The organism is Neptuniibacter sp. PT8_73 (assembly GCF_047778045.1).
In the GTDB taxonomy this organism is placed as follows: domain Bacteria; phylum Pseudomonadota; class Gammaproteobacteria; order Pseudomonadales; family Balneatricaceae; genus Neptuniibacter.
The window spans coordinates 1,405,072-1,418,824 of sequence record NZ_CP180545.1 but is presented as its reverse complement, the minus strand read 5'-3'; the positions used below and the strand labels follow the sequence as shown (position 1 = coordinate 1,418,824).

The 13,753-nt window shown below is 43.0% G+C and carries 17 protein-coding genes, 1 tRNA gene and 1 pseudogene; 3 read left to right on the top strand and 16 right to left on the bottom strand.

Annotation, left to right across the window (positions count from 1 at the left end):
• Window position 1 precedes the first annotated feature (1 nt).
• The 9 genes from ACMXYN_RS06240 to ACMXYN_RS06200 all read right to left on the bottom strand — a co-directional run bounded on the left by ACMXYN_RS06240 (window position 2) and on the right by ACMXYN_RS06200 (window position 6,725).
• Window positions 2-301 carry a PepSY domain-containing protein gene (locus ACMXYN_RS06240; protein WP_415893986.1) on the bottom strand — a complete coding sequence of 100 codons (300 nt, stop codon included), beginning with the start codon at window positions 299-301 and terminating at the stop codon, window positions 2-4.
• 239 nt (window positions 302-540) lie between these two features.
• On the bottom strand, window positions 541-1,257 hold the full coding sequence (locus ACMXYN_RS06235; RefSeq protein ID WP_415893985.1) for an LrgB family protein: 717 nt from the start codon (window positions 1,255-1,257) through the stop codon (window positions 541-543).
• Complete coding sequence (locus tag ACMXYN_RS06230; protein ID WP_415893984.1) at window positions 1,250-1,600, bottom strand: CidA/LrgA family protein; 351 nt, start codon at window positions 1,598-1,600, stop codon at window positions 1,250-1,252. Before ACMXYN_RS06230 ends, ACMXYN_RS06235 begins: the two co-directional genes overlap by 8 nt.
• Window positions 1,601-1,639: 39 nt before the next feature.
• The gene (locus tag ACMXYN_RS06225) at window positions 1,640-2,290 is read right to left on the bottom strand and encodes a YceH family protein (RefSeq protein ID WP_415894470.1); all 651 of its coding nucleotides are present in this window, start codon (window positions 2,288-2,290) and stop codon (window positions 1,640-1,642) included.
• 76 nt (window positions 2,291-2,366) lie between these two features.
• Window positions 2,367-3,083: a hypothetical protein gene (locus tag ACMXYN_RS06220; RefSeq protein WP_415893983.1), complete on the bottom strand. Its 717-nt coding sequence runs from the start codon at window positions 3,081-3,083 to the stop codon at window positions 2,367-2,369.
• A 9-nt stretch (window positions 3,084-3,092) separates the two neighbouring features.
• The gene (locus ACMXYN_RS06215; protein WP_415893982.1) at window positions 3,093-3,608 is read right to left on the bottom strand and encodes a hypothetical protein; all 516 of its coding nucleotides are present in this window, start codon (window positions 3,606-3,608) and stop codon (window positions 3,093-3,095) included.
• The gene (locus tag ACMXYN_RS06210) at window positions 3,605-4,213 is read right to left on the bottom strand and encodes a hypothetical protein (RefSeq protein WP_415893981.1); all 609 of its coding nucleotides are present in this window, start codon (window positions 4,211-4,213) and stop codon (window positions 3,605-3,607) included. The genes ACMXYN_RS06215 and ACMXYN_RS06210 overlap by 4 nt, the downstream gene beginning before the upstream one ends.
• Window positions 4,210-4,920, bottom strand: a complete 711-nt coding sequence (locus ACMXYN_RS06205; protein ID WP_415893980.1) for a MotA/TolQ/ExbB proton channel family protein — start codon at window positions 4,918-4,920, stop codon at window positions 4,210-4,212. Before ACMXYN_RS06205 ends, ACMXYN_RS06210 begins: the two co-directional genes overlap by 4 nt.
• A gap of 50 nt (window positions 4,921-4,970) precedes the next feature.
• Window positions 4,971-6,725 (bottom strand): pyrroloquinoline quinone-dependent dehydrogenase, encoded by a 1,755-nt coding sequence (locus ACMXYN_RS06200; RefSeq protein WP_415893979.1) that lies wholly within the window; start codon window positions 6,723-6,725, stop codon window positions 4,971-4,973.
• 222 nt (window positions 6,726-6,947) lie between these two features.
• Here ACMXYN_RS06200 and ACMXYN_RS06195 point away from each other — a divergent pair, with 222 nt between their 5' ends.
• The 3 genes from ACMXYN_RS06195 (at window position 6,948) to ACMXYN_RS06185 (ending at window position 9,851) form a co-directional block, all read left to right on the top strand.
• Complete coding sequence (locus tag ACMXYN_RS06195; RefSeq protein WP_415893978.1) at window positions 6,948-8,327, top strand: HAMP domain-containing sensor histidine kinase; 1,380 nt, start codon at window positions 6,948-6,950, stop codon at window positions 8,325-8,327.
• Window positions 8,314-8,973: a response regulator gene (locus ACMXYN_RS06190; protein WP_415893977.1), complete on the top strand. Its 660-nt coding sequence runs from the start codon at window positions 8,314-8,316 to the stop codon at window positions 8,971-8,973. Before ACMXYN_RS06195 ends, ACMXYN_RS06190 begins: the two co-directional genes overlap by 14 nt.
• A gap of 125 nt (window positions 8,974-9,098) precedes the next feature.
• The gene (locus ACMXYN_RS06185; RefSeq protein ID WP_415893976.1) at window positions 9,099-9,851 is read left to right on the top strand and encodes a GGDEF domain-containing protein; all 753 of its coding nucleotides are present in this window, start codon (window positions 9,099-9,101) and stop codon (window positions 9,849-9,851) included.
• A 55-nt stretch (window positions 9,852-9,906) separates the two neighbouring features.
• Here ACMXYN_RS06185 and ACMXYN_RS06180 read toward each other — a convergent pair.
• From ACMXYN_RS06180 to ACMXYN_RS06150, 7 genes and pseudogenes are all read right to left on the bottom strand, one after another.
• Window positions 9,907-9,982, bottom strand: a tRNA-Ala gene (locus ACMXYN_RS06180).
• Window positions 9,983-10,062: 80 nt separating this feature from the next.
• Window positions 10,063-10,590, bottom strand: a complete 528-nt coding sequence (locus ACMXYN_RS06175; protein WP_415893975.1) for an elongation factor P hydroxylase — start codon at window positions 10,588-10,590, stop codon at window positions 10,063-10,065.
• A 10-nt stretch (window positions 10,591-10,600) separates the two neighbouring features.
• The gene (locus ACMXYN_RS06170; RefSeq protein ID WP_415893974.1) at window positions 10,601-11,311 is read right to left on the bottom strand and encodes a hypothetical protein; all 711 of its coding nucleotides are present in this window, start codon (window positions 11,309-11,311) and stop codon (window positions 10,601-10,603) included.
• A gap of 130 nt (window positions 11,312-11,441) precedes the next feature.
• A complete protein-coding gene (soxZ, locus tag ACMXYN_RS06165; RefSeq protein WP_415893973.1) occupies window positions 11,442-11,759 on the bottom strand; it encodes a thiosulfate oxidation carrier complex protein SoxZ in 318 nt (105 codons plus the stop codon).
• A 31-nt stretch (window positions 11,760-11,790) separates the two neighbouring features.
• Window positions 11,791-12,246: a thiosulfate oxidation carrier protein SoxY gene (gene soxY, locus ACMXYN_RS06160; RefSeq protein ID WP_415893972.1), complete on the bottom strand. Its 456-nt coding sequence runs from the start codon at window positions 12,244-12,246 to the stop codon at window positions 11,791-11,793.
• A gap of 149 nt (window positions 12,247-12,395) precedes the next feature.
• Entirely contained in the window at window positions 12,396-12,725 is a 330-nt protein-coding gene (locus ACMXYN_RS06155) for a CZB domain-containing protein (protein WP_415894469.1), read from the bottom strand.
• A gap of 108 nt (window positions 12,726-12,833) precedes the next feature.
• Window positions 12,834-13,490 (bottom strand): annotated as a pseudogene (locus ACMXYN_RS06150) (methyl-accepting chemotaxis protein); the annotation flags it as partial.
• Between the last annotated feature and the right edge of the window lie 263 nt (window positions 13,491-13,753).

Here is a 13,753-nt window from a genome sequence, read left to right as displayed (position 1 = left end):
CCTACTCTTCAAACTGCTCTTGGAGGAACAAACCGGTTACTGCATCAATCTCGAACTCCACTACAGAGTTACTTTTATTGATAACCTCTACCGAATACACATAACCCTCCTCACCTTCGCTGCTGAGGGATAAATCTAATAACCTTGCGCCACTAATCTCTGGATGGAGTGATAAGATCTCTTCAAGGGGCATTACTTTGCCATCTTTCACTAGCTTTAATACTTCTTCCGCACTTAGCTCTTGAGCTTGAACTGAAGGTGCTAAAAGTACAGACAGTAATAAAAAAATTCGTATCAACATTGAGTCGGTCCGATCAAAATCTACGCTAGTTTTATTGGCAGTATAAACAAGCTTTCTTAAATCAAACTTAAAAAACTGGTAGATTTGTTAAGGAAATATAATCTTTTGATTATAGTCAGAATTTTCACAATAAAATCATAAAGTTATACCTTTAAAAATCTTTATAAAATCGTCTACAACTACCTAAAACATAAAAAAACCGGCAAGTGCCGGTTTAAGAAAGGTTCGTTATCTTAAAATTAGTAGGGCCAGACAAAAGGTAAGAATATTGCGGTAAAAATACCAGTTAAACCCATACCTAATGATGAGAATGCACCCGCAACTGGGCTTATCTCGAAAGCCCTAATAGTTCCGATAGCATGACCATTTATTCCTAACACTAAGCCAACTAAACGCTCATCAGTGACGTTTAATCTTGAAGCTAATAGATCAACGAAAAACACAGAAAACACACCTGTCGCTAATAACCCCCCCATCATTAATGATACAGAACCACCCAGCTGTTCCGTTAAACCTATAGCTATTGGCGCCGTAACTGATTTTGGTGCAATTGAAGCCAGCACCTGTTCACTGGAACCTAAGCTGAAAGCGATCAAGACGGCATAAACCACAGCTAAGCTTGCGGATATAGGTACCGTTAACAAAATTTGTCGCCATGCAGCTCGGATATGATGGCTCTGTTGATACAGGGGCACACCTAAAGCGACCGTAGTTGGTGCAATAAGTACAGATAACCATTTTGCCCCTGAGTAGTATTCTTCGTAACTAATCGATAACCCAAATAGAAACAGCGCCAAGAATGAAGCCGCTAATAACATTGCTGGACACCAAACGGGCTTTCCCATTTTCTTGAAGAGATATCCGCCTAAGACAAAGGAAAACAACGTAAGTCCGATTGCAAATAAAGGCGTTTCAAGGAAGTGCGGAATCAAGCTTGATAGTGAATATTCAGTCATCTTGGCTTTGCTCCAATCGACCAAATTTCACTAACAGTAAGGATGTCAAAACACTCAGTAAGGTCCCCACACCTAACGCCAAACCAAGATTCAACCATTCGCCTTTAAACTGCTCGCCCAAAAAGAATACGCCAACAACACCCGGAATAACAAAGAGAACTAAAGATGAAATAAGTTGATGACTCGCTGTTGCAAGTTCGCCACTTACGGAGCCTCTAATCATCAACCATAGGGTGATGAGTAACATACCGATTGCAGCGCCATGAACAGGTAACTGCAGCAGATAGCTGATTGCTTCCCCCAAGATGAGGAAAGCAAACAAAATGAACATACCTAAAATCATAAAGGTAGCCTGAAGGGAATTAGCGGTGGTCGCTTAGACTTAATCAATATCTGATGAATTTTTTAACGTCATAATCTCTTGTTTGAGATCGGCGACCTCTTGCTCTAGCCTTGCAATTCTTTGCTGCAAAGTAAGATTGTGATCGTCAGTATCCGTTCCGGCCATTTCAACATCAGCATCTTCAACCGCACCGCTGAAAAGATGGACGAAACGTGATTCCCGCTTACCCGGTTCACGTGCTAAGCGTTGAACCAAAGAACCCATCGGGTGATCCGCTAAACTAGTCAACGTAGCTTCTACTTCAGATACGTCCTTAAATTCGCATAGGCGATTTGTTCTAGTTCTTAATTCACCTGGTGTTTGCGGGCCACGAAGGAATAGCACACAAATAACAGCAAGTTGTTGTGCAGTAAATTGAAGGTCGCTGAACTCAGTGTTGCAGAAACGATGCTTAAACTTAGATACGCGGCTACCAAAACCGCTCTCATCGCGCACTAAGCGTTTCTCTTTGAGCTCATCCAGTACGTTTTGAACTTCGCTCTCATCAAGTGACAGGACAGGTTCTCGATTGCTTTTCTGATTACAAGCGGTTGTTAGGCCATTAAGTGACAGAGGATATTGATCGGGTGTCGTTATCTCTTTTTCCAACAAACAACCAATAACACGAGTCTGTAGTGAAGTTAGATCCATATCCACGGTTTACTTCCTTCTGTTTCAATATGTTATCCACCATAACATATTAGTCATGTTTCGGAAGAAAACTGTTTTACGGATCAAAACGAGATAATTCGTAACTGATCACTCCACCCTTAAATAGCTCCATGGTTAATGGTTCTTCTCGTACAAGCTTCACTAAACCAACGCCCGGGGCATACCATTCAGTCTGAGTAATAGGGATATCTTGATACCCAAGTTTAGGATCAACATAGAGGGTTAACACTGTAGTCCCTTCAACCCTAATACAACGCTCAAAGGTTCCTGCTGGAACTTCAACGGTATCTGTAACCGACTTAATCTCAAACTGTAAATTAATATCCCGTTTACGCGGATCGGGTACTGCGAAAGAAGCTGTCGCATGCAAGGCATAAGGCTTGGTAGGTACAGTCCAACTACGACCTACTTCAAGATCTTTATTATTGGGTAAGATCCTAACGAGCGACTTTTCAAACCTTGGCTGATATTCAATCAATGTACGACGTGCAGCTCGATAAACACCTGTATCATCTTGGAGAATATAGTAATCGGTGCCATCACTGGTATGACGCACACTGATTGTATCTTCAGCAAAAACCTCTCCATCTTTAAATTGGGTTTCTCCGAGATTCTCGATTGAAAACTCACGTTGGCTCTCTCGATCACCAAATAGCTCATTAACCTGATATTCCCAAACAACGCCTTTCTGCAAAGGAAAATAATCTGTGTCAGGTATATCAGCGCTACAACCCGCTAATATCAAGCTCGCCAGAAAAAAAGTAATTCGCATAATCACAGTTTATTTCTCCGGTAGAGCGGGATCAGGGACTTGAGTAAAATTGATCAGCGGAGATTTTTGCCCCAAAGCATCCTTACGTTTTGCATCTGAAGGTTTAGTAAAGCGCTTTGAAGGCTGCCCTAACTGAGGCTGTCCACTTTTAGTTTTCTTTAATGCTTCTTCAACTGCACCATGGGTCGCTTGGTCATAATCGATCCTGAATGCTCTGGGCTTTTCGTCCAACTCATCATTTTTCAGATCGGTAAGCCAAATATAGATATCGCCGTCTCTATTAGCTTGCTTATCTGGCTCTTCAATCACCGCATAGTGAAACAGGAACTTATCAGGTAAATCTGTTGGGCTCGGCCAGCCCTGACTTTGCTTCCACCCCACGTAGCTACAACCATAGAAAAACAATGCAATGACAACTAGGCCCGCTTTAACTGGCCACTTCAATCGCCCACTGATCACCGCCAACAATAACAGTGCTGTTAAAAACACATAAGCCAATGTCAGCACTAGGAGTTCTTCATTCATTTCTGATTCGCCTTAATAATGCTTTTCTGCAGTTTGTTAATATTGGTTACTTGGCCTTGCGTATTCAGGGTAAAGCGCAAGGCTGTCAGCTCATCGCTTTCTGCTGCCAAAGTTTCGGTGGTGTAACTAATAACCTTCAAGACAGGATTCACCTCAGCCAGATAGACAGTGACCGGCACAGGCTCATTATTCTCACTTTTAAAGTAATGAAGATTGATCACATACTCACCGGGAGGCCGACCTCGAATCGTCAGTACCTCTTGATTGATTGGATTTGTGATCGTTTTTCCATCAATTACCTGAGTATCATTGGCGTTGCCGCGATCATCTCGATCCAAGTGCATCAGACCTTGTTGCGTCCGCTTGTAGTAAACCTTTTCACCTTTCGGGCCTAAGGCCCAAACGTCAATATCATTGGGGCTACCATCCGGCCAACTCACCGTAATTAGAAATTCCGCCTTAGGGTCAATAATTCCAGATTTTGCCGGTGGATTTAGCAATAACAGTGCAACCAGAAACAAGAAGGTAAATGTCAGCAATGCGTTGAAAAGTAGATCGGTAAATGGATCGATTTCAAAGTTTGATCGCTGCCCAAAGAGTTTCATGACGCAGGCTCGCTTTCAGCAGCACTATTTTTCTGCTGACCTAAGGTGATGCTTAAAGCAACAAAACGATCAGCCATACGATCAAGCAAAAGGTATTGAACACTTAATAGCATGCTGCAGGTTAAACCAATCAAGGTGGTACTCATGGCGATACCCATACCATGAGTCATCTGCTGCATTAAGGTTTTAACATCATCAATCGTCAGATTTTCCAACCCAGAAACAGAGCTCAGCATGATGATAAAGCCAATCACCGTACCTAAGAGCCCCAACTTGACCATTACACCCACAACAAACCAGCCAACCTGATGAGAACCACGAGCCCCTTCAACAAGCAGCTCTGCTAAAAGTCCTTTATCAGCATTTTGATCATGTAACTCTTCATCAGACACATTGAACAGGTAATCCTGTGAAAGAGAGAGACCGTCTGGAAAGGCTTTTTCCTCGGGGGTTAAGCCCGTCTCTTGGCGGCGGATATAGTAATGATCCAACATCGAGAACTGTTGGGAAAGATAAAAGCTGCGATAAGCACAATGGCAGCTCATGCCTACTAATAACACTAAGATGAATATGCAAACGCGGGTTTGATCTTGCTGAATGATCTCCAACAGCACTCCTTGATCCCAACCGACATAGAAGCCAAACAGAATCACGCCAAATAATAAAGCCCAGTAGAGCAGAACTTTATATTGCACAGGATTGTACATACTAAGCATCCTTACACATTCAATTATGAGCGATCTCTAATACTACTAATTTATTTAGCTGCTCGAGGCAAACTAAATACCAACAAACTATCCCCTGTGGGGTAGCCTGCGATTTTATTTCCGCCTGCGGCAACAGCAATGTACTGACGACCATTGTGGCTATAACTGACCGGCGGCGCATTAACACCATAGGACTGTTTATAGCTCCAAAGCTTTTCGCCTGTCGTAGCATCTACCGCAAAAAACTCACCATCACCCTCACCACTGAAAACTAAATCACCGGCTGTTGCCAAAGTTCCACCGAGCATGGGCAAACGCGTTTTCTTCTGCCAGCTCAACTTACCGCTTTTTAAGTCGACCGCCGTTAAAGTTCCATAACGTTGTTTCTCATCAAACTCAAAATAGCTATAGGTTTGCCAAGGTAGCTCTGAATTCAGTTTTAAAGGTTTGCGGTAATAAGTTGCTGGCATGTGAATACCTGCAATATAGACTTGCTGCTTATCTGGATTGAGTGATACTGGAGACCAATTGCTACCACCAGCGATTCCAGGAGCAATAGTTACCCCCTCCTCAGTTGGATCAGCAAATAAGTTAACTTGAGGCACAAAAGGATCGGATTTAAACAGCAACTCTCCGGTTTCTCTATTAAGAACATAGAACCACCCGGTTTTTCCCGCTTGTCCTACTGCTTTTACAGTTTTGCCAGCCACAACGGTATCAAATAACACCGGAGGACTTGAAACATCGTATCCCCAACGGTCATGTGGCACTTGCTGGAAGGCCCATTTAAGTTCTCCATTTTTGCTATCAATCGCCACAATACTCGAGGTATGCAGGTTGTCACCCGGTCGAGTGGAACTATCCATATTAGGCGCAGGGTTACCTGTTCCGGCAAACAACCAACCAGTTTCTTCATCAATGGCGGGCGTGGTCCATATAGACCCACCACCGAGCTTCCAACTATGTTGAAACCGTTGAGCAGCCGCTTTTTCCGCCGGAATATCACGGTTAAGCGTTAAGCCACTTATCGTGGTTTCTTGCCAATCACCCACCCAGTGCTCACCATTTACACTATACCAACGCCACAACTCTTTACCGGTTTCCATATCAAACGCAGATAGAAAACCACGTAATCCCGTCCGACCATCGCCAATACCAATAACCCTAAGCCCTTTTTCAGTATCGAGATGTAAACCATACCCAGCCCCAGTACTACCGACGATTACCATATTCTTATAAACCTGAGGGGCCATATTGAAACTATGGCTTGTGCCACCGGTAATCTTTGCCTCTCCGCCAAGATCTATCCCCTGTAACAATCCATCGATGCTTTCCTGAACTGAAAGCTCTAAATCTTCGACTTTGTTCTGCCAAACCAGTTCGCCCGTGGTTTGATCTAATGCGATAAGCTGTCCATCTATAGTTGCCTGAAAAACTTTACCTTTAGCTACAGCCACACCTCTATTTGCTGGCCCACAGCAACTTTTCTTTTTCGGTTTTGGATGTTCATAACGCCACACTTGTTCGCCAGTTCCTGCATCCAGCGCGACGACATGATTGAAAGGAGTCGATATATATAAATGATCACCAACTTTTATAGGGCTCGCCTGAAAGCTCGCTTTAATACCGCTATCAAACTTCCAAGCCAACTGAAGTTTGGCTACATTGGCTCGGTTAACTTCTGTAAGAGAACTAAAGCGCTGATTGTCCAAACCATTGCCATAGGTTGCCCAATCATCGGCAAATACGATCTGGGATAAAACACTCCCAAGCATTAATCCTAAAAGCTGGTTTGGCACTCGCATAAGTGATTCCTTAATACGCATGATATTGTATAAATCGATCAAAACAGGATCGACTTTGATTACTTAAGCATAGAACTAAACTAACTTTTCCTTTTAAAAATCAACAGCGTGAACTTGACCACAAAAGGCGGGTTTATTGCCCGATACACAAACACTTTATCTACCTACAATATGACACATTCTTTTAAGGCATAGATACCAAGACAAAGATTCTGTTTACTGATGAAGTCGATAAAACTTAACTTTCTGCTAATTTCTCTTGTTGCTATTTCGGGAATGGCTGCGCTACTTATCTCTGCATTTATAGCTTTATATAAGACAGATGCAGACTCACGGAAACATGCTCAAGAGATATCTGCCATCGTAAAGCAACAACTCGAGTTTCAGGTTTTAAAAGTTCAAAACGATGTATTGGCACCAGAGCACTTCCCAGACTTTTTCCTATGGAAGCACTCTGCGGGCTTCACTGGGTTCTGCGTTTCCTTTGAAACTAATACCGGCGAGGTAGCACGTAGTCTCTGTACAGGTGATTACACTGAGGATGAATGGCCTTTATGGTTTGAAAGCTTCTACCTAGCACTGTTCACTTCAGCAGAGGAAACACGTTCCAGAATCACCTCAAAAATTGGTATTGAAGGTGACATTGTCGTTTCTCCTAGCAAACCAATTTTGTTGCACAATGCCTGGAATAACATCATGACGTTGATGGAATTTTCTATCATCGTTGTCGTAATCCTTAGCTTGCTGCTCTATCTATGCCTTCACTGTATTTTAAAGCCGGTTAAAAAAACCCAGCGGGTTTTAAATGAGATGCAGAAAGGTAACTTAAACGCTCAAGTCCCCCCCTCTCATATCAAAGAATGGCAAGAAACCGCGACCGCGATAAATAACTTAGCTGCCAGCCTTAAAGAAACCTTAGATGACCGAAAAGAACTCTCATACAAGCTCCTCAACATCCAAGAGAATGAACGGCGCTATCTCTGTCGAGAGCTGCATGACGATATGGGGCAATACCTAACAGGACTCAGAGCAATCTCTCATTTCCTACAACTGGAAGTCGATAGCCAATGCCCGGAGCTTTCGCCCAAAGTTAAGCAGGTAAATACGATCTCTGAAGAGATGATGGAGCTGGTGAAAGACTTACTATTCCGGTTACGACCTGCTGACTTAGATGAGCTAGGGATCTCTGAAAACCTAAAATCGATGATCCAAGACTGGAATACAAAGCACTTCGATAAAAACTGCTCGATCACTTTAGAGGGTGAAATCAACAGTATTCCAGCAGCGATAGCCGTAAATATCCTAAGGACTATTCAAGAGTGTTTAACCAATATTGTTAAACACGCCTCTGCCAGTGCTGCAGAAGTACATCTAACTTACTACCCAACAGATCATAAATATCTAACGTTAACGATCCAAGATAATGGCAATATGACTCAGCCTGAGCCCCTAATTAAACCGGGGAATGGTTTATTAGGTATCAAAGAGCGGATTAATGCGCTTAATGGCGAATTAGAGCTGAGCAAATCACCATTAGGTGGACTCAAAATAGCAGCGAGTATTCCTGTCTGCGAAATTAAGGGATCCAATGAGCACAGTTAATATTCTTCTAGTAGATGACCACGCAATTGTCCGCGAAGGCTATAGAGCACTTCTAAACCGCGAACCCAATTTTCACATTATCGCTGAAGCGGGATCTGGTGAAGAGGCCTACTCCCTCTACCAACAACATTCGCCTGACCTCGTTCTTTTAGATCTTTCTTTGCCGGGGAAAGGTGGTTTAGCGACCCTTTTACAAATCCGTCAATATGACCCTAAAGCCCAAGTTCTGATCTTTAGCATGCATCAGAACCCCGCGATGGCAAAAAAAGCAGTGGATGCTGGTGCGCGTGGTTACATCACTAAGAGTAGCGCACCCGAATTGCTAATACAGGCGATCAAAGATATTACACATGGTCAGTTAGCTATCAGCGATGATGTATCACGTGCATTGGCCTTAGAAAGCCTTCAAGGCGAAGCTGCCATCCTTAGTAAGTTGTCCACTCGAGAGTTTGAAATTCTTCGAATGATGATTGCTGGAAAAACAAAAGATGAAGTAGCTGAGACGCTTTGCATAAGCGCTAAAACTGTCGCCAACAGTTACTACATCATCAAAAGCAAGCTCGAGGTCAAAACCGATATTGAGTTGATCCATACTGCGATTCAAGCAGGTATGCTCTCTCCATCAGAATTAATACCTGTTTCATAACTTTCATTGAGTCCGCTCAATAAAGCTTATCCTAAAAGACCCCATGTCCTGCGTAGATTTACGTATATACCCTGTAGTATTCAGTTACTACGATAAACAAGCTTGGTCTCTTTTAAGGAAGATAAATGCGATTAGTGGTCCGACGCTTAGGCCGTGTCAAACTCATGCTAATTATCACTGCTGTTTCTGTAGTGATGGCTGTCACTTTGAATTTACTGATCTCTTTCATTTTTAATTATGAAACCCCTATTGAACAGAGCATGTTAAGGGCAGCCCTCATTCCGTTGGTTATCGCCCCTGCTGTCTCTTGGTATCTTCTCGGGCTTCTTCTAGATTTGGATAAACTTGAAGAAGAGATGAATAAACTAGCCACCTACGATGACCTAACCGGCCTATACAATCGCCGTTCATTGTTTAAATCCTGCGGTTTACTTCATCGCCTGGCAATGCGAACAAAAGAAGAGTACTGCGTAGTCATCATCGATCTGGATTTTTTCAAAAAGATTAATGATAAATATGGCCACGCAGCCGGTGATACTGTACTCAAATCTTTCGGAGCCATACTAAAAAAAGTAACAAGGGATTGTGATATAGCAGGTCGACTAGGTGGTGAAGAGTTTTGTATTTATCTAAGTAACACTCAACAGGACCAAGTAGGCCCCATAGTTGAGCGTTTAAATGATGAGATACAAAATAACTTACCAAAGTGCGATGGCACGCAAATAAATTACACCATCAGTTTAGGTGTAGCAGAGAACAAACCTGGCTTAGAAATGAGCTTTGAAGATATCCTCAACAAAGCAGATATAGCTTTATATGCGGCTAAGAATAGCGGCAGAAATAGGATGGTTATATACAGTGATGAACGAACGCAGTAGGTAAATAGAATATATATGGGCCTAGCGGGATCGAACCACTGACCTGTCGGCGTGATGGTGGAGCCTAGCGGGATCGAACCGCTGACCTGTTCGCTGCCAGCGAACCGCTCTCCCAGCTGAGCTAAGGCCCCAATCGAAGGTTTCCTATCTTAATTCTGTTCAAAAGCAGAGTCAATTTCGAACTACTTAAAACGATATAACCTATAGATATTTATAGAGAAAATTCACTCCGACATAGCTTCTCTCTGCCGCTTTGCTTAAGTAGCGCGTCAACCAAAATACCTACCCGCTCAGGCAACCCAGTGTCCAACAAGCCGTGTACGGTTTCGAGGACATTGGCTTTAAAACTATCACTCGCGCCAATGTCAGAAGATAGATTATCGGCACTAAAGTTAAACTTGTGCCCTGCCGCTTTTGACATTAACCATTCAAATGCTTGAGGGCGTACTTCTACTTTTTCGAATTCAGTTTGTTCATCTGCGGTTCTACCGTCTGGTTTATACCAGTAACCAAAGTCTTCTAACTTTCGGCGTTCTGGGCCTGCGACACACCAATGGGCGATTTCATGAAGCGCACTCGCATAAAACCCATGTGCAAAAATGACCCTATGATGGGGATTATCTTGATCTGCGGGTAGATAAATAGGTTCATCATCCCCTTTAACCAATATTGTATTTAGGGATTCCTTAAAAAGCTGATTAAATAACTGAATCAGCTCATCGACATTCGGTTCTTTCACTGCTTACCTTTTAATTACTTATATAGGGCTGCCAGGTATTTTGTTTTAACCACCATGTTTCACCACTGATGCGATTAATACGTGCAGCAACGTAACCTTTTACATCTTTATCTGCTCGACGCAATACAACTTCATATTCGGCAGTACCTGTGCGGCTACTCTCTTCAAGTAGGTTCCATTGCCCTTTATCCGCTAACCAAGACTCGCCCGTATAACGATGGAAGCGAATTAGCACCCACTGCCCTTTCGATGTATAAGCTGTAACCATTCGAAAAGCACCATCCTGAACCTGACTACCTAGCTCATTCGCCATCATCGTAATTTGGTCAAGTACACCATTAAAGGCATCCGGAGAGACGGGGTCACGCGGAGTGGGCGTTTGTGGCTGCACGGCCAGTGCTTGTACTTCATTTGCCAGCCCTTGTAATTGCAGTGCTAGCTCCTGATTCTGCTGCTGTAACTGGCTCGACTGGGACTTAATTTGCAGAAGATGATCCTGCACCGCGGTCATTCGATTCGCGATAATATCCAATTGATTGGAAGGCTGTTCCTGCGAAGAATCATTGGATGGTTTTGCTTGGGCTTGCTGAGGAGAATCTGAAATGCTCGGCTGCCCAGCATTCGATTCCTCGGCTTGTCCTGACTGAGATTTAACGCCAGCAGAATTACAAGCTGTCAGTACTAATACCGAAGCAACAATAAAAGCTTTTGAAAATGACACAGCGTCTCTCCTAAACTGCCGATCGAAAGACGCTATTTTACCCCATTACTCTGGAGTTGGAAGCTTGTTAAATGCTAAGGATCATTAAGGCTATTTAACAAATGATTATTCAGTAAAAAGATCTACGTGACTATTTGATTTTTACAATTTCTGTGGCTGTTTTACCGCTGCTTTCTACCCAAGTAAAGGAAAGCTCTTCTCCTTTTGCTCCACCTGCAAACGTGAACACAAAATATGGGTTTCTAGAAACCGTCGGGCCTAGGTTTACGGCAAACACCTCTTTGCTGGCATGAACGACCTGAAGCTCTTGAAGGTACAGAGCAGGAAAAAACTCACCGGTTTTGCTGTCTTTTCGAAAACCACTTTCCATGGCATGTTTCGCCATCATTTTAACTTTGGTTTTACCGGAAGAAACCTTAGTTTTAACTCGAATAATACCTGTTGCCATAATAACTCTCCTAACGATTCCTCAGATAAACTTAACCGCAACCACCAACTGTGACGGTGACATCTTTCGCAGCGCTATAAAGTTTACCTTCAGCTTTAACTACGGCAGTGATTCGTGAGCTTTGAGCCATTCGAACCCGAGTGGACACATCCGCGTCAGTGCCTTCTGGGATTTTAAACTCAACCGCTAGAGGAGATGGATTATCTTTGACATAAATGCTGATCGATTCAACATTGGCGATACTGGAACGTACAGTTACCGGAACAATCGCTCCGTTTTCTGCCGTATCAGGCGCTTTCAGGATCACATCAGCACTTTCTTTAGGTACGTCACCTAATAGCTCTTGTATAGCTGTATCTTGGTCTTGCGCCTCAAACGCTGCCGCTTTCCATGTAGCTAATGCGACACGTGGCATCAAAACACCAGCCCCTATCATCGCACCGCCTAGTGAAAGCACTTTGACTATTGATCGACGATTTATGCCCATTTCATTTTCCTCAACACTTCGATCTCCTAAGAAGATCGAAAGCCATTTCACTTAAACAATAAGTTTAGCTTACGCAATTTAATCACTTTGTAAAATGGCTAAAAAGAACATAAACAACCAAGTATAAAGAAACGGGCAATCAGGTAGCTTTATTGGCCTTTGGATTCTGCATTCAAACGATCAAGCAGATTTGCTACTTCAAGGCTTGCCTGCTCCATCGTTGTAAGATGGTTCGCCGCTTCTCTTACTGCACCACGCCTCACTGCAGCAGCAGCCTCTACACCGGATTTGTGAAGCTTAGTGTGCGGTGCTTCTAAAGCCGCAAAGCTTGAAAGATGACTGTATTGCTCACGTCCATTGCCCATGTAATACCACTGGCCAAACCCACTGCCAGTATGATCTTCAATAGTTGATAGATCGTGAACGTTGCCGGATACAATTCTTTCATAGAGAGAATTTTTCCAACTAATTTGCTCCATCTTCAGCTTTTCAATCAGAGTATCGGCCACGGTATTCTTAATAGTTGAATGCATCATTTCAGACATCGATACCGCATCGCGAACACCTGAGGTAATTTGTGAAGCAGAAGAAACCACCTTTGTACTGAGCAGATCAACCTGAGCAATATCTTCCGATGCAGTCCCCGTTTGAGTACTGATTTGACCCACAAGATTGGCAATCTCATTACTGGCTTCGCTCGCCTTACGAGCAAGGTTACGTACTTCATCAGCTACCACAGCAAAACCACGACCAGATTCACCCGCTCGTGCAGCCTCAATTGCGGCATTTAATGCCAATAGGTTAGTCTGATCAGAGATATCACGGATAACACCTACAAACTTTTCGATTTGATCCGACACCGTAAGTAGATCTTTAACCTGTTGATTACCATCTTGCGCACGCTGTTGAATCACTTGTACGCGTTCCAGAATCTCTTCTACCGAACGGCGCGTCTCATCAAAAACAGAAATTTTCTCTTCAATATGCTGTTGGTCAGCGCTTAGTGAGGACGTTGTATCAGAAAGAACATCTTTGACCTGTGCTGATAATCGACTCCCCTTCACCCAGGCTTCACTAATTTCATTTTGGTGGGTGTTAGGATCTGGTTGGATATTTTCCTGCTCGTAACAGCGTTTAGTTAGCACCTGATTTTCTTCTATCAGTTGCCTGTTTTCCGCTCTTAGCTTATCGATTTCGCCTTGTAAGCTTTCAATCTTTACATGCAATTTACCTGAGAAAAACATCCTGCCATCTCCCTATCATTTTTATTAGTTAATGCATCATATATTGTCCAAACAAACGTTTCATTACTTTATTAAGTTCTTCTCAAATCAGCCACACCCATGCTAAAAAGCCATATATATCATGAGGATAAATATCATAGACTTTACATTTCATATGAATGATCGACCATAAACAACTGCTCAAGAAAAGTACCGCCATAAAAAATGAGACTTAGATGCTTAAACCCAATGATTTTATTGCTTTGATTTTTTGCTAACCAGAA